The sequence below is a fragment of the Actinophytocola sp. NPDC049390 genome (assembly GCF_044466355.1).
Classification (GTDB): Bacteria; Actinomycetota; Actinomycetes; order Mycobacteriales; family Pseudonocardiaceae; genus Actinophytocola.
This window is the reverse complement of record NZ_JBITMQ010000009.1, coordinates 104,640-119,024: the sequence shown is the minus strand read 5'-3', so window position 1 is coordinate 119,024 and position 14,385 is coordinate 104,640. Positions and strand designations below refer to the sequence as shown.

Genomic DNA, 14,385 nt, shown 5'->3' with positions numbered 1-14,385 from the left:
CGGCGATGATGGGCATAGGGTGGTTCGGCCAACACTCTGTGCGTACGGAAAGGACGAGAACAACGTGTGGACGGCCCGTAGGTGGACCGGTGTGTTCGCGCAGCAGGCGGGTCTGTTCCGCACCGCGATCGCCACGGCGGACCAGGCGGCGGACGTGCCGTCGTGCCCCGGCTGGACGTTCGCGGACCTGACCGTGCACGTGGCGCGGTTCCTGCACACCGCGACGCGCTACCTGACGAGCGGCTCGATCGTGGAGCTGAAGCCACTGCCGGTGCGCAGGGACGTCGACCCGGTCGTCTACCTCGACGAACAGCTCGCGGCGGCGACGCAGGTGCTCAACAACACGTCCGGCAACCGTCCGGTGTGGACGTTCTCGCCCTCGGCGCCCGACCTCGCGTGGGTGTGGCACCGGCGGGTCGCGCACGAGCTGAACCTGCGGCGCTGGGACGCACAGGCCGCGCTCCGCACCCTCACGCCGACCGACCGTGAGCAGGCCGCCGACGCGATCGACGAACTGCTCGGCACGCTGCTCGCCGCGCGACTGCGCGGTGACTCTCCGCCGCTGTACAGCGGTACGGCCGTGGTGTCCTGCACGGACGGACCGCGGGCCTGGTTCGTGCGGCTCGTGCCGGGTGAGGTGCCGGAGGTGCGGTCCGCGGACCGCAACGAGAAGGCCGACGCGCGACTGTCCAATCGCACCGCGAACGTGCTGTACCAGTTGCGTGGCCGGATGCAGCTCACCGGTGAGGGTGATCCCACAGTCCTGAAGGCGCTTCGGATGAGCTGAACACCCCTGGGTACGACCTACACTGGGAGGCATCTGACGCCGTTCCAAGCGGGGAGTGCTCTCGGTGGTCACCGATCCGACCGTCACTGACCAGACCGACCGACCGGAACCAGAACCCCGAGAAGAATGCGGTGTGTTCGGGGTGTGGGCCAAGGGCGAGGAAGTCGCCAAGCTCACCTACTTCGGCCTCTACGCGCTGCAGCACCGAGGACAGGAGGCCGCGGGCATCTCGGTGTCCGACGGCGAGAAGATCGTCGTCTTCAAGGACCTGGGGCTCGTCTCGCAGGTGTTCGACGAGCAGGTCCTCGTCTCGCTGCAGGGGCACATCGCCGTCGGCCACTGCCGCTACTCCACGACCGGGTCCACGACCTGGGAGAACGCGCAGCCGACGTTCCGCACCACGGCCACCGGCAGCGGCCTGTCGCTCGGCCACAACGGCAACCTGGTCAACACGGCCGAACTGCGCGACCGGGCCCGTGAGCTGGGGCTCGCCATGAACAACGGCGCCACCACCGACTCCGACCTGCTGACGGGGCTGCTCGCCGCGTCCGCCGCCGACATCGGGGTCGAGCAGGCCGCCATGAACCTCCTGCCGGACGTGAAGGGCGCGTTCTGCCTGGTCTTCGCCGACGAGTCGACGTTGTACGCGGCCCGCGACCCGCACGGTGTCCGCCCGCTCGTGCTCGGGCGGCTGGAGCGGGGCTGGGTCGTCGCGTCCGAGACCGCCGCGCTCGACATCGTGGGCGCGTCGTTCGTGCGCGAGGTCGAGCCGGGTGAGCTGCTCGCCATCGACGAGCACGGGCTGCGGTCCTCGCGGTTCGCGAACCCCGAGCCCAAGGGCTGCGTGTTCGAGTACGTGTACCTGGCCCGCCCGGACACCACGATCGCGGGCCGGTCCGTGCACGCCGCCCGCGTCGACATCGGCCGCCGGCTCGCCGAGGAGGCGCCGGTCGAGGCCGACCTGGTCATCCCGGTGCCCGAGTCGGGCACCCCGGCCGCCATCGGCTATGCGCAGGGCTCCGGCATCTCCTACGGGTCCGGCCTGGTCAAGAACGCGTACGTGGGCCGCACGTTCATCCAGCCGTCGCAGACCATCCGCCAGCTGGGCATCCGGCTGAAGCTGAACCCGCTGCGCGACGTGATCCGCGGCAAGCGCCTGGTCGTGGTCGACGACTCGATCGTGCGCGGCAACACCCAGCGCGCGCTGGTCCGCATGCTGCGCGAGGCGGGCGCGGTCGAGGTGCACGTCCGGATCGCGTCGCCACCGGTGCGCTGGCCGTGCTTCTACGGCATCGACTTCGCCTCGCGTGCGGAACTCGTCGCGAACGGCCTCGACCTCGACGGGATCCGTCGCTCGATCGGTGCCGACTCGCTGGGTTACGTGTCGCTGGACGGTCTGGTCGCCGCCAGCGAGCAGCCGCGCAGCAGGCTCTGCACGGCCTGCTTCGACGGGAACTACCCGATCCCGATCCCCGAGGAGGACCGGATCGGCAAGCACCTCCTCGAGACCTTCGAACGGGGTGTCGCGGGGTCCGCCGCCCCTGTCGTACCGGCGGGGTACGGTGCCTCGGACGCACTCCAGCGCCCCTGACCCGAACCCGGAGCCATGACCGAGACCAGCGCGACCCCCGACTCCCCGCACGCCACCTACGCGGCGGCGGGGGTGAACATCGAGGCAGGCGAGGAGGCGGTCGAGCAGCTCAAACCGTTCGCCGAGAAGGCGACACGGCCCGAGGTGCTCGGCGGCATCGGCGGCTTCGCCGGGCTGTTCAAGCTCAGGCTGGACCGCTGGAAGGAGCCGGTGCTCGCCTCGTCCACCGACGGCGTCGGCACCAAGATCGCGGTGGCCCAGGCGTTGGACGTGCACGACACGGTGGGCATCGACCTGGTCGCCATGGTCGTCGACGACCTGGTGGTGTGCGGCGCGGAGCCGCTGTTCCTGCAGGACTACATCGCGGTCGGCACGGTCGTGCCGGAGCGGGTCGCGGCCCTGGTCAAGGGCATCTCCGAGGGCTGTGTGCAGGCGGGCTGCGCGTTGCTCGGCGGGGAGACCGCGGAGCACCCGGGCCTGATGGCCGACGGCGCGTACGACCTGTCCGCCACCGGCGTCGGTGTCGTCGAGGCCGACCAGGTGCTCGGCCCGGAGCGGGTCCGGCCCGGTGACGTGCTGATCGCCATGGGGTCGTCCGGCCTGCACTCGAACGGGTACTCCCTGGCGAGGCACGTGCTGCTGGAGATCGGCCGGATGCCACTGGAGGGCCAGGTCGAGGAGTTCGGCCGCACGCTCGGCGAGGAGCTGCTGGAGCCGACCCGCATCTACGCCAAGGACTGCCTGGCCGCCGCCGCGGAGGCCGATGTGCGCACGTTCGCGCACATCACCGGCGGTGGCATGGCCGCGAACGTGGCCCGCGTGATTCCGAAGGGGCTCTCGGCGCGGCTGGACCGCGGCACGTGGACGCCCGCGCCGGTGTTCTCCATGATCGCCCAGCGCGGTCGCGTCGAACGCGCTGAGATGGAGAAGACGTTCAACATGGGCGTCGGCATGGTGGCCGTGGTGGCGGCCGACGACGCCGACCGGGTGCTGGCCGTGCTCACGGCACGGCACGTGCCCGCGTGGGTGCTCGGCGAGATCGCCCCGGCCGGCGACGACGGGACACGAGCCGAGTTGGTGGGTAACCACCCGAGGTTCTAGCAGGCAACCGATCCCGGCGCGCCGCCGTATCACCGGGCGAGACCGAGAGGAAAGCAAGGGGCGTGCTGGCCGACCGCGACGCGGAGTTCGGGGAGTTCCTCGACAGTCGTGCCGCCGTCATGCGCCGGACCGCGTACCTGTTGTGCGGGGGTGACTGGCATCGCGCGGAGGACCTGGTGCAAGAGACGCTGACGAAGATCTACGTCGCCTGGCCGCGGATTCGCCGGGACGGCAGCGTCGACGCGTACTCCCGCAAGACCATGGTGCGGGCCGCGATCGACCAGTCGCGCCGTGCCTACCGCAGACGTGAGTCGGTCGTCGAGGACCTGCCCGAGGTCTCGGACACCCCGTCCGCCGGGGTCGAGGACGCGGTCGACGTGCGACGTGCCCTGGCCCTGCTGCCCGCGGGCCAGCGCGCGGTCGTGGTGCTGCGGTACTGGGAGGACCTGTCCGTCACGGAGACCGCGCAGGCGCTCGGCAAGAGCGAGGGCACGGTCAAGAGCCAGGCCGCGAAGGGCCTCGCGGCACTGCGGAGACTGCTCGGCACCGACGACCTCACCGAGGGGGTGTCATGACCGGCATCAGGGACCTGCTGTCCAAGGCCATCGGCGACGACGAACCTCCCGTCGGCATCGACCGTGACGAGGTGTTCCGCGTCGGCAGGCAACGGGTGCGCAGGCGTCGCGCCCTGGCCGCGAGCGGCGTGGTCGCGGCGGTCGTCGCCGCGGTCGTCGGCGCCACCGTGCTCACCGACTTCGTCGAGGTCCGGCCGGACGAGGTGCCCGTCGCCGACGCCCCGCCCGCCCCGCCCGGCCCTGAGCTGCCGCTGCCTCCGTCGACCAGGACGAAGCCCCCGCCGTCCCTGACGGACCAGCACGCGAACGACCTGACGCAGAAGCTGTACAGCTCGGGCCTGGTCGACCTCGCCACGGCGGAGCCGTGGCCGGGGCGGCCCGGCCCGCACGTGAAGTTCCGGCTGGTGGACGGCGAGTACCTGTACGAGGCCGACATCGCGGCCCACGGCCGGGAGGGCCAACTGCAGGTGACGGTCGGCGTCGCGGCGAAGGGCGTGCCGTCGTGCGACAACCTCGGGGAGCGGTACGACAGCTGCGCGATCGCCACGGCCCACGGACGGCAGGTCGTGCAGGCGACGTGGAAGGGCGGGAAGGGCGAACGCCGCAACCTGGCGGTGACCGTGCTGCCCGACGGCACACAGGTCGCGGCCATCGCCACCAACCTCCTCCGCCGCGACGAGGACCAGGGCAAGAGTGCGGACGGCGACGTGACAGTGCTGGACGTGAAGGAGCTGACGATGCTGGTCACGAAGTCGGGTTTCAGTGTCTGACCTGGAGGTGTCACACAGCTTCGTGATCCCGGCCGTCGAGTTGCGGGAGCGGTTCTCCCGCTCGTCCGGACCGGGTGGGCAGGGCGTGAACACCACGGACAGCCGGGTCGAGCTGTCGTGGGACGTCGCCGGGTCGCCGTCGGTGCCGGACTGGTTGCGGGAACGCCTCGTGGCCCGCCTGGGGCGGCGGCTGGCCGCTGGGGTGCTGACGGTCGCGGTCAGCACGCAACGGGCGCAGCTCGCGAACCGCGCGGAGGCCAGGGAACGGCTGGCGTCCATCCTGCGGGCCGCCGCCGCGCCCCCGCCGCCGAAGCGGAAGCCCACGAAACCGTCGCGCGGCGCCAAGGAACGCAGGCTGTCGGAGAAGCGCCGCCGGTCCGAGACGAAACGTGGGCGCCGGGTCCGGCCGGACGAGTGAACCGAGGCTGTCTCCGTCCGGTCAGGACAGCCAGTAGTAGCGGCGTTCCGGCCGGCCGGTGCCGTACCGGAGGCGGACCTCGGCCTGCCCGGTGGACACGTAGTGCTCGAGGTAGCGACGGGCGCTGACCCGGGAGATGTCCGTGCGGGCAGCGCATTCGGCCGCCGAAACGTCGTCGGTCGACCGCAGGACCTCCGCGACCAGCGTCGCCGTCTCGCCACTCAGGCCCTTGGGCAACGCGGCCGCCCCCGACGGCCTGCCGCCGAACACCTGGTCCACATCGGACTGTCCGGCCTGCGACAGCGCGCTCAGTTTCCGGTGCAGGGACGCGAAATGCCGCAACTGGTCGTACAGCGCGGCGTAGGTGAACGGCTTGATGAGGTAGTGCAGCACACCGCCGCGCATGGCTGCCCGCACCGTCTCCACGTCGTTCGCCGCGCTGATCACGATCACGTCGGTGTCCGCGACCGTGCGCAGCTCACGCAGGACCGACACACCGTCGCGGTCGGGCAGGTAGATGTCCAGCAGCACCAGGTCGGGGCGCAGGTCGTCGACGGCCCGCACCGCGTCCGCGCCCGTGTGCGCCACACCGACCACCTCGAAGCCGGGCGTTCTGCCGACATATCCACTGTGGACCTTCGCGACCATGAAGTCGTCGTCCACCACCAGGACGCGGATCATGCGTGTACTCCTAGCCGTGCCGTGAACGCCGCGCCGGACACCTCGACGGAACCGCCTCTGCGGCGGCACGTCTGCCTCGTCAGCGCGAGACCGAGGCCGCGTTGCCCGCCTTCCTCGGCGGCCTTCGTGGTGAAGCCGCGGGCGAAGATCTCCTCGGCGAGGTCCGGTGCCACACCGGGACCGGAGTCGGTGACGACGACGCGGACCTCGTCGTCGCCGTGGGTCAGGCCCACCTCGATCCAGCCCGCGCCGGGCAGCGCGTCGATCGCGTTGTCGACCAGGTTGCCCAGCACCGTGACCAGGTCCGCGGACAGCGACTCCTCGACCTCGCCGAGGTGGCTGCCGGGCGTCAGGCGCAGGCCCACGTTGTGCTCCGCCGCCACACTCGCCTTCGCGATCAGCAGCGCGGCCACCGCCGAGTCGCCGACGCGTTCGCTCACCTCGGCGTGCCAGGCTTCGCGCGTGTGGCTGACGCGGTCGACGTACCGGCGCACCTCGTCGTACTCGCCCAGCTCGATGAGCCCGGCGATGGTGTGCAGGCGGTTGGTGAACTCGTGCGCCTGCGCACGCAACGCGTCGGTGGTGGACCGGTTCGTGTCCAGTTCCTGTTGCAGCGTCACGAACTCCGTGCGGTCCCGCAGCGTGACGACCGAGCCGACCGCCGTGTCGCGCGACGCGATCGGCATGCGGTTCATGATCAGCACCCGGCCGCGGCGCAGCACGATCTGGTCGTTGCCCTCGACACGGCCGGTGAGCACGTCGACGAGCCGGTCGTTCAGCTCCAGCTCGTGCACGGACGCGCCGACCACGTCGTCCGGCAGCGACAGCAGGCGCCGTGCCTGGTCGTTGACCAGCGTGATCCGGTCCGCGGTGTCGAGACCGACGACGCCCTCGCGGATGCCGTGCAGCATGGCCTCGCGGTGCTCGACCAGGCCCGCGATCTCGCGTGGCTCCAGCCCGAACGTCTGCCGTTTCACCCGCCCGGCCAGCAGCAGCGACCCGACGACGCCGACCACCAGCGCGATGCCGAGGATGGTCAGCGCCTCGGCCGGTGAGCTGACGACGCCCTCCAGGAACGTCGGGGTGGCCACGCCCGCGGCCACGACACCGACCACGTCGCCCTCGTCGCTCATCACCGGCACGTGCGCGACCAGCGAGTCGTCGATGACGCCCACCCACGAGCGGCCCTGCCGGATCATCGAGTCGCCGACGGGCAGCTTCGCGCCGAGTTCGTCCGGGTTCTGCGAGGTCAGGACCGTCAGGTCGGGGCGGGCGATGGTCACGTACGCGGCGCCGGACAGGTTGCGCGCACTGGTCGCGAACGACGGCAGCTGGTGGTGGCGCAGCGGGTCGGCCAGTGCCTCCCGGACGCTCAGCTGCGCGGCCACGTCCTCGGCGACCGACAGCACCCGGCGGCCCTCGACGGCGGTGAACGTCTTGTTGGACTGGATCGCGGAGAACACCGCCACGGCCGCGAGCAGCGCGACGACGATCAGCAGCTGCCAGCCGAGCAGCTGCCGCGACAACGGGCCGCGATCAGCCGTGACGACCTCCTCGTGACCACAACGACCACAACGACCGCTGTGCGACTAAAGACGACAAGAAGGTAACCCGGCCGCACCATGAGCACGCAAACGATGACGAGCAGAGAGGCTCGCCTAATGCGTGCGAAACCCTGGATCGCGGCACTGGCCGCGCTCGCGGCGGTTCTGCTGATACCGCCGCTGATCTCCTCCGGCACGGACGACTACGCGGGTGGCCAGGTCCGCGGTCTGCGGATCCTCGTGCCGAACACCCCGGGCGGCGGCTACGACATCACCGCGAGAACCGCGGCCAAGGCCGTGGAGGACGCGGAGCTCACCCGCGGTGTCGAGGTGTTCAACCTGCCCGGCGCGGGCGGCACGGTCGGGCTGGGCCGCCTGGTCAACGAGGCGGGCAACGACAAGCTGGTCATGTCGATGGGCCTCGGCGTGGTCGGCAGTGTCCACACGAACCACTCGCCGTCGTCCCTGCAGGACACCACGCCGATCGCGAAGCTCATCGAGGAACCGGACATCGTGGTGGTGGCGAAGGACTCGCCGTTCCAGGACATCGGCCAGCTGATCGACGCGTGGAAGGCCGACCCGGGCGCGGTGCCGGTCGGCGGCGGGTCGTCGCCGGGCGGTCCTGACCACCTCGCGCCGATGTTGTTCGCCAAGGCCATCGGGCTCGCGCCCAAGGACGTGCGGTACGTGTCCTACGACGGCGGCGGTGAGCTGCTCGCGTCCGTGCTGGGCGGCAAGATCGCGTTCGGCGTCTCGGGGGTCGGCGAGTACCGCGACCAGATCGAGTCCGGTGACCTGCGCGTGCTCGCGGTGACCAGCGCGGAACGGGTCGACGGCCTCGACGCGCCCACGCTGAAGGAGTCCGGTGTGGACGTCGACTTCACGAACTGGCGCGGGATCGTCGCGCCACCGGGCATCTCACAGAACGACACCGACCGGCTGGTGCGCCTGTTCACCGACCTGCAGGACACCCCGCAGTGGAAGGAAGCACTGGAGCGCAACGGGTGGACGCCCGCGTTCCAGTCAGGCAAGGAGTTCGGCGACTTCCTCGCGGACGAGAACGACCGCGTCGCCGGTGTGCTGACGGAGCTGGGGCTATGACGGTTCTCGAGAGGCGCGACCGCTCCGAACTGGGCATCTGCGCGTTGCTCGCGGTGCTCGGCGTGCTGGTGCTGGTCGACGCGGTCAACATCCCGACCGACTTCGCACAGCGCGGCCCCGTCGGTCCGAAGGCCGTGCCGGTGGTGGTCGGCGTGCTGCTGGTGGTGGTCGCCGTGCTGCTGGCACGGGACGTGCTGCGGGGCGGCCGTGGTGAGGCGGAGGGCGGCGAGGATGTCGACCTGTCCGCGCCGAGCGACTGGCGCACGGTGTTGCTGCTGTCGGCGGCGTTCCTCGCGAACGCGGCGCTGATCGGTGTCGTCGGATTCCCGATCTCCGGCGCGATCCTGTTCTGGGGCGCGGCGTACGCGCTCGGGTCACGCGCGTTCGTGCGTGACCCGCTGATCGCGGCGGCCATGTCGATCCTGACGTTCGTGCTGTTCGACAGTCTGCTGGGGGTGCCGTTGCCCGGCGGCCCGCTGATGGAGGTGTTCTGACGTGGACTCCTTGACACAGCTGATCGACGGGTTCGGCACCGCGCTCACCCCGACGCACCTGCTGCTGGCCGCGGTCGGCGTGCTGCTGGGCACGTTCATCGGTGTGCTGCCGGGCATCGGCCCGGCGATGGCGGTCGCGTTGCTGCTGCCGGTGACGTACGGCCTGAACCCGACGGCCGCGTTCATCATGTTCGCCGGCATCTACTACGGCGGCATGTTCGGCGGGTCCACCACGTCGATCCTGTTGAACACACCGGGTGAGAGCGCGGCGGTGGTCACGGCCATCGAGGGCAACCAGATGGCGAAACGCGGCCGGGGTTCGCAAGCGCTTGCGGCGGCCGCGATCGGCCACTTCGCCGGCGCGATGATCGGCACGATCGGCATCGTGCTGCTGGCCCCGTTCATCGCGGCGCACGCGGTGGACATCGGCGCGCCGGACTACTTCGCGATCATGATCCTCGCGTTCATCGGCGTCACGTCGGTGCTCGGGAAGTCGCGGATCCGCGGCTTCGCGTCCCTGTTGATCGGCCTCACGATCGGCCTGGTCGGACTCGACGAGATGACCGGCCAGTCCCGTCTGACGTTCGGTTCGCTGGAACTGGCCGACGGCATCGACGTCGTGATCGTCGCGGTCGGCCTGTTCGCGGTGGGCGAGTCGCTGTGGATCGCGTCGCGGCTGCGGCACTCGACCGACGAGCCCATTCCGGTGGGCAGGCCGTGGCTGGGGCGCGAGGACCTGAAGCGCACGTGGAAACCGTGGCTGCGCGGCCCGGTGATCGGGTTCCCGTTCGGCGCGATCCCGGCCGGTGGCGCGGAGATCCCGACGTTCCTGTCGTACGTGGCGGAGAAGCGGCTGTCGAAACACCGCGACGAGTTCGGCAAGGGCGCGATCGAGGGTGTGGCGGGGCCGGAGTCGACGGCGTCGGCGTCCGCGTCGGGCACGCTGGTCACGATGTTGACGCTGGGCCTGCCGACGACGGCGACGGCGGCCGTGATGCTGGCGGCGTTCCAGCAGTACGGCATCCAACCGGGCCCGCTGCTGTTCGAGCGCGAGGCGGACCTGGTGTGGGGCCTGATCGCGTCGCTGTTCGTCGGCACCGTGTTGTTGCTGGTCCTGAACCTGCCGCTGGCGCCGGTGTGGGCGAAGCTGCTGAAGATCCCGAGGCCCTACCTGTACGCGGGGATCCTGTTCTTCGCGTCGGTGGGCGCGTACGCGGTGAGCGGCCAGGTCGTGGACCTGCTCGTGCTGTTCGTGATCGGTGTGCTCGGTTTCGCGATGCGGCGGTACGGCCTGCCGATCCTGCCCGCGGTGATCGGCGTGATCCTCGGCCCGGCGGCGGAACAGCAGATGCGGCGGGCACTGCAGATCTCGGACGGTTCGCTGACGGGACTGGTGAACACGACGTTCTCGGTGGTCGTCTACGCGATCGTGCTGGTGATCCTGCTGTGGCCGCTGGTCCGCCGATTCACCCGCGCGCGGCAGCCGGTTGGGTGATTTACACAGCGGGCAGGGAACCTGACACTGTTTCACGTCCGGTTCCCTGCCCGGAGGTCAACGACGATGCGTCGGCTGGTCGTGTTGGTTCTGCCTGTCCTACTGGCTTTGTCGGTGCCGGGAGTCGCCTCGGCCGCCCCGTCTCGCTACGTGGCCCTGGGCGACTCCGCCGCGTCCGGGCCGCTGATCCCGTTGCCGGACCTGTCGATGCCGGGCTGTTTCCGCTCGACGGCGAACTACCCGAAGCTGGCGGCCGCCCAGCTCGGCCTGGCGCTGACGGACGTGACCTGCTCGGGCGCGGACACGAACGACATGTTCAACCCGCAGGAGACCGATCTCGGCACCGCGCCCCCGCAGCTGGACGCGCTGACCGCGGACACGTCGGTGGTGACGCTGCAGATCGGCGGCAACGACGCGGGGCTGGTCGGGCTGGCGGAGTCGTGCCTGAACGTGTGGCCGGAGTGGCTGTCCGGGGACTCGTGCAAGGACGAGTACACCGCGGGCGGCCGTGACGTCTACGGCGAGCGGGTGGCGGCGGTGCGGCCGCGCGTCGACGCCGTCCTCGCGGCCATCCACGAGCGGTCGCCGAACGCGCGCGTGTTCGTCGTCGGCTACACGACGTACCTGCCGCCGGACGGCTGCTACCCGCGCGTGCAGGTCTGGCCCCGCGACGCGAACTACATCCAGGCCAAGATCGACCAGCTGAACCAGGTGTTGGCGGACGCGTCGGCCGCCGGTGGCGCGACCTATGTGGACATCCGTACTCCGGGCGTCGGCAAGGACGTGTGCAAGTCCGCGTCCGTCCGCTGGACGGAACCGTTCATCCCGGAGAACGTGGCCGCCCCGCTGCACCCGAACGCCACGGGCATGCGCGGCATGGCAACGGTGGTGGCGGCGGCGATCGGCGGGTAACCCCATGCCTTTCAGGGCACTGGGCCGGTTGTCGTGCGGACCACCAGCGTCGGCCGCACCACGAGCCGCGCGGGCGACGTCCGCTCCCCGCGCACCCGTGCGATCAACGCCTCCGCCGCCAACCGCCCCATCTCCTCCCTCGGCTGGTCGATCGTCGTGAGCCCGATGTGCCGCAACCCCGCCAGCCACGTGTTGTCGTACCCCACCACCGACACGTCCGCCGGCACCCGCAGCCCCGCCTCCGCCAGCGCCGACAGCACCCCGACCGCGTTCAGGTCGTTCGCGGCGAGCACGGCCGTGAACGGCTGCCGCAACGAACGCACTGCCGCCGCGCCCGCCGCTTCCGTGTACTCGCCGTGGACCACGCGTGGCGTCAGCCCGTGCCGGGACATGGCCACCCGGTACCCCTTCCGTCGCGGCGCCGACTGCGACCCCGCGCCGCCGTCGATGTGCACGATCTCCCGGTGCCCCAACGCGACCAGGTGATCGACCGCCAGCGCCGACCCGGCGTGCCCGTCGTCGTTCACCGTGTCCACAGTGGACAACCGGGACGACCGCGACACGAGCACCAACGGGGCGTCCGCCGCCGAGGTGATCGCCGCCGACGGCACCACCGGGCCCAGCAACGCGAGCCCTGCCGGGCGGAACGACGTCAGCGACCGCAGCGCCTGCTGTTCCCGTGCCGGACTCCGCCCGCCCGTGTTGATCACCAACTCGAACCCGGCCGCGCGGGCGGCGGCGTCGAGACCGTCGACGACCTCAGCCCAGAACGGGTTGTGCAGGTCCGACACCATCACACCCAGCACGTGCGACGTCCGCGACGCCAGCGAGCGCGCCATGGCGTGCGGCGAGTAACCCAGCTCGGCGGCCGCTTCGAGCACCGCCGTGCGCCGGGCCGTGCTCACCTTCGGCGAGCCGCGCATCACCAGTGACACCAGCGCCCGGGACACGCCCGCCCGCGCCGCGACGTCCTCCATGGTGGGGCGGCCCAATGCGGCAACCTCCTTGACACGAATGTGACGGCCATTACAGGATAGGCCGATTAGAGCGCTCCAACACAAGGAGCAGTATGCGTATCGGGGTCGCGGGAGTCGGGCGGATCGGGACCATGCATGCGGCGAACCTGTCCGCGTTGTCCCAGGTCAGTGAGGTTGTGCTCTACGACCCGGTCGCCGGGCGGGCCGAACAGGCCGCCACGTTGCCGAAGTCCCGCGCGGTGCCGGCACTCGACGAACTCCTCGACGGCAGCGACGGGGTCCTCGTCGCCACGCCCACCGACACGCACCCGTCCCTCGTCCGGGCGTGCCTCGCCACACACACGCCGGTGTTGTGCGAGAAGCCCATCGCCGCCGACGTGGCCGCGATGTCCGCGCTGGTCGACGAGATCGAGGCGACCGACGTGCCGGTGCTGGTCGGTTTCCAGCGGCGCTTCGACCCGGCCATGGTCGACCTGCACCGTCGCATCGCCGACGGCGAACTCGGTGCGATCTACCACGTCCGCGCCACCGGTTTCGACGCCCAGCCACCGGATTTCTCCTACCTGCCCAGTTCCGGCGGCATCTTCCGGGACCTGCTCATCCACGACCTCGACGCCGTGCCGTGGCTGGTCGGCGAGCCGGTCGTCGAGGTGTACGCGTCCGGTTCGGTGCTGGTCGACGACGCGTTCGCGGCCGCCGACGACGTCGACAACGCCGTGGTGCTGCTGAAGTTCGCCGGCGGCGCGCACGCCGTGCTGACCGGCGGCCGGCACGACCCGCTCGGCTACGACCACCGCGTCGAGGTGCTCGGCGCACGGGACTCCGTCGCGGTCGGGCTCGACGAGCGCACCCCGCTGAACGGCGCCGCGGACGCCTACTCCGGCTTCCCCGACCGGTTCCGCCCCGCCTACCGCAACGAGATGCGGGTGTTCACCGACGTCGTCGCGGGCCGCGCGGAGAACCCGTCGCCCGCCCGCGACAGCCTCGTCAGCCTCCGGCTCGCCGAGGCGTGCGAACAGTCGCGCCGCACCGGCCGGCCGGTGCGGACTCACCAGTGGAGCACAGCATGACGAAGGTCGCCGCGGCGCCGATCTCGTGGGGCGTCTGCGAGGTGCCGGACTGGGGGCGGGTGCTGCCGCCGGAGCGGGTGCTGGGCGAGATGACCGCGCTCGGCATCAGCGCGACCGAGCTGGGCCCGCCCGGGTACCTGCCGACCGCGGCGCCGGACCTCGTCACGCTGCTGGACGGGTACGGACTGGGCCTTGTGGGCGGGTTCTTCGCCACGCCCCTGCATGAGGGGTCCACTGTGGACGAAGCGGTGGCGGTCGCCGAGCTGTTGGCCACGGCCGGTGGTGACGTGCTGGTGCTCGCCGCGGCCACCGGGCTCGACGGCTACGACGAGCGGCCCGCGTTGTCGGACACGGAATGGGCGACGCTGGTCGACACCGCGGGCCGCATCGCAGAGCGCGCCGCGGCCGTCGGGGTGCGCACGGTGCTGCACCCGCACGTCGGCACGCACGTCGAGACGTACGCCGAGGTGGAGCGGTTCGTGCACGACTCGGACCTGTTGCTGTGCGTCGACACCGGGCACCTGCTGATCGGCGGCACCGATCCGGTCGACCTGGTGCGCCGCCACCCGAGGCGGGTCGGGCACGTGCACCTCAAGGACGTGCGCGAGGACCTCGCCGAGCGCGTGCGCACCGGCGCCACCACGTACACGCAGGCCGTCAAGGACGGCATCTACGTGCCGCTGGGCGCAGGGGACGTGGACCTCGCCGCGATGCTGAAGCTGTTGCGGGACAACGACTACGACGGCTGGTATGTACTGGAGCAGGACACTGCCCTGCCTGACGACACGGCCGCGGACACCCTTCCGCGTACGCACACCAAGCAGAGCTTGGACCATCTGGCACGACTCATGGCCTAGAAACGGAGACTA

The 14,385-nt window shown here is 71.1% G+C and carries 15 protein-coding genes; 12 read left to right on the top strand and 3 right to left on the bottom strand.

The genetic code is table 11. From position 1 onward, the window contains the following. Nucleotides 1–91: 91 nt before the first annotated feature. From ACIBVP_RS24925 to arfB, 6 genes are all read left to right on the top strand, one after another. The gene (locus tag ACIBVP_RS24925; protein ID WP_396108703.1) at nucleotides 92–787 is read left to right on the top strand and encodes a maleylpyruvate isomerase N-terminal domain-containing protein; all 696 of its coding nucleotides are present in this window, start codon (nucleotides 92–94) and stop codon (nucleotides 785–787) included. A 64-nt stretch (nucleotides 788–851) separates the two neighbouring features. Then, the gene (gene purF, locus ACIBVP_RS24920; RefSeq protein ID WP_396108702.1) at nucleotides 852–2,378 is read left to right on the top strand and encodes an amidophosphoribosyltransferase; all 1,527 of its coding nucleotides are present in this window, start codon (nucleotides 852–854) and stop codon (nucleotides 2,376–2,378) included. Nucleotides 2,379–2,393: 15 nt separating this feature from the next. Next, entirely contained in the window at nucleotides 2,394–3,479 is a 1,086-nt protein-coding gene (gene purM / locus ACIBVP_RS24915) for a phosphoribosylformylglycinamidine cyclo-ligase (protein WP_396108701.1), read from the top strand. A 65-nt stretch (nucleotides 3,480–3,544) separates the two neighbouring features. Next, nucleotides 3,545–4,054 (top strand): SigE family RNA polymerase sigma factor, encoded by a 510-nt coding sequence (locus tag ACIBVP_RS24910; protein WP_396108962.1) that lies wholly within the window; start codon nucleotides 3,545–3,547, stop codon nucleotides 4,052–4,054. Then, nucleotides 4,051–4,824, top strand: a complete 774-nt coding sequence (locus tag ACIBVP_RS24905) for a hypothetical protein (protein ID WP_396108700.1) — start codon at nucleotides 4,051–4,053, stop codon at nucleotides 4,822–4,824. The genes ACIBVP_RS24910 and ACIBVP_RS24905 overlap by 4 nt, the downstream gene beginning before the upstream one ends. Continuing rightward, a complete protein-coding gene (gene arfB, locus ACIBVP_RS24900; protein WP_396108699.1) occupies nucleotides 4,817–5,242 on the top strand; it encodes an alternative ribosome rescue aminoacyl-tRNA hydrolase ArfB in 426 nt (141 codons plus the stop codon). Before ACIBVP_RS24905 ends, arfB begins: the two co-directional genes overlap by 8 nt. A gap of 21 nt (nucleotides 5,243–5,263) precedes the next feature. Here arfB and ACIBVP_RS24895 read toward each other — a convergent pair whose 3' ends face one another. Further along, nucleotides 5,264–5,923: a response regulator gene (locus ACIBVP_RS24895; RefSeq protein WP_396108698.1), complete on the bottom strand. Its 660-nt coding sequence runs from the start codon at nucleotides 5,921–5,923 to the stop codon at nucleotides 5,264–5,266. Beyond that, nucleotides 5,920–7,449 (bottom strand): ATP-binding protein, encoded by a 1,530-nt coding sequence (locus ACIBVP_RS24890; RefSeq protein ID WP_396108697.1) that lies wholly within the window; start codon nucleotides 7,447–7,449, stop codon nucleotides 5,920–5,922. Before ACIBVP_RS24890 ends, ACIBVP_RS24895 begins: the two co-directional genes overlap by 4 nt. Before the next feature lie 135 nt (nucleotides 7,450–7,584). Between ACIBVP_RS24890 and ACIBVP_RS24885 the strand changes: the two genes are divergently transcribed. The 4 genes from ACIBVP_RS24885 to ACIBVP_RS24870 all read left to right on the top strand — a co-directional run bounded on the left by ACIBVP_RS24885 (nucleotide 7,585) and on the right by ACIBVP_RS24870 (nucleotide 11,469). After that, nucleotides 7,585–8,568 carry a Bug family tripartite tricarboxylate transporter substrate binding protein gene (locus ACIBVP_RS24885; RefSeq protein ID WP_396108696.1) on the top strand — a complete coding sequence of 328 codons (984 nt, stop codon included), beginning with the start codon at nucleotides 7,585–7,587 and terminating at the stop codon, nucleotides 8,566–8,568. Beyond that, nucleotides 8,565–9,062, top strand: a complete 498-nt coding sequence (locus ACIBVP_RS24880) for a tripartite tricarboxylate transporter TctB family protein (protein WP_396108695.1) — start codon at nucleotides 8,565–8,567, stop codon at nucleotides 9,060–9,062. The genes ACIBVP_RS24885 and ACIBVP_RS24880 overlap by 4 nt, the downstream gene beginning before the upstream one ends. 1 nt (nucleotide 9,063) lies before the next feature. Continuing rightward, entirely contained in the window at nucleotides 9,064–10,557 is a 1,494-nt protein-coding gene (locus ACIBVP_RS24875; protein ID WP_396108694.1) for a tripartite tricarboxylate transporter permease, read from the top strand. Between the two features lie 114 nt (nucleotides 10,558–10,671). Next, a complete protein-coding gene (locus tag ACIBVP_RS24870; RefSeq protein WP_396108693.1) occupies nucleotides 10,672–11,469 on the top strand; it encodes an SGNH/GDSL hydrolase family protein in 798 nt (265 codons plus the stop codon). 11 nt (nucleotides 11,470–11,480) lie between these two features. Here ACIBVP_RS24870 and ACIBVP_RS24865 read toward each other — a convergent pair whose 3' ends face one another. Then, on the bottom strand, nucleotides 11,481–12,461 hold the full coding sequence (locus ACIBVP_RS24865) for a LacI family DNA-binding transcriptional regulator (RefSeq protein ID WP_396108692.1): 981 nt from the start codon (nucleotides 12,459–12,461) through the stop codon (nucleotides 11,481–11,483). A gap of 77 nt (nucleotides 12,462–12,538) precedes the next feature. Between ACIBVP_RS24865 and ACIBVP_RS24860 the strand changes: the two genes are divergently transcribed. Both ACIBVP_RS24860 and ACIBVP_RS24855 read left to right on the top strand, forming a co-directional pair. Further along, on the top strand, nucleotides 12,539–13,516 hold the full coding sequence (locus tag ACIBVP_RS24860; RefSeq protein WP_396108691.1) for a Gfo/Idh/MocA family oxidoreductase: 978 nt from the start codon (nucleotides 12,539–12,541) through the stop codon (nucleotides 13,514–13,516). Beyond that, on the top strand, nucleotides 13,513–14,373 hold the full coding sequence (locus ACIBVP_RS24855; protein WP_396108690.1) for a TIM barrel protein: 861 nt from the start codon (nucleotides 13,513–13,515) through the stop codon (nucleotides 14,371–14,373). The genes ACIBVP_RS24860 and ACIBVP_RS24855 overlap by 4 nt, the downstream gene beginning before the upstream one ends. Nucleotides 14,374–14,385: the final 12 nt, after the last annotated feature.

Excerpts from the sequence above, each read along its gene's own strand:
- purM (WP_396108701.1), top strand. The coding sequence starts at position 2,394 with ATGACCGAGACCAGCGCGACCCCCGACTCCCCGCACGCCACCTACGCG.
- ACIBVP_RS24905 (WP_396108700.1), top strand. The coding sequence starts at position 4,051 with ATGACCGGCATCAGGGACCTGCTGTCCAAGGCCATCGGCGACGACGAA.
- ACIBVP_RS24895 (WP_396108698.1), bottom strand. The coding sequence starts at position 5,923 with ATGATCCGCGTCCTGGTGGTGGACGACGACTTCATGGTCGCGAAGGTC.
- ACIBVP_RS24885 (WP_396108696.1), top strand. The coding sequence starts at position 7,585 with ATGCGTGCGAAACCCTGGATCGCGGCACTGGCCGCGCTCGCGGCGGTT.
- ACIBVP_RS24880 (WP_396108695.1), top strand. The coding sequence starts at position 8,565 with ATGACGGTTCTCGAGAGGCGCGACCGCTCCGAACTGGGCATCTGCGCG.
- ACIBVP_RS24860 (WP_396108691.1), top strand. The coding sequence starts at position 12,539 with ATGCGTATCGGGGTCGCGGGAGTCGGGCGGATCGGGACCATGCATGCG.
- ACIBVP_RS24855 (WP_396108690.1), top strand. The coding sequence starts at position 13,513 with ATGACGAAGGTCGCCGCGGCGCCGATCTCGTGGGGCGTCTGCGAGGTG.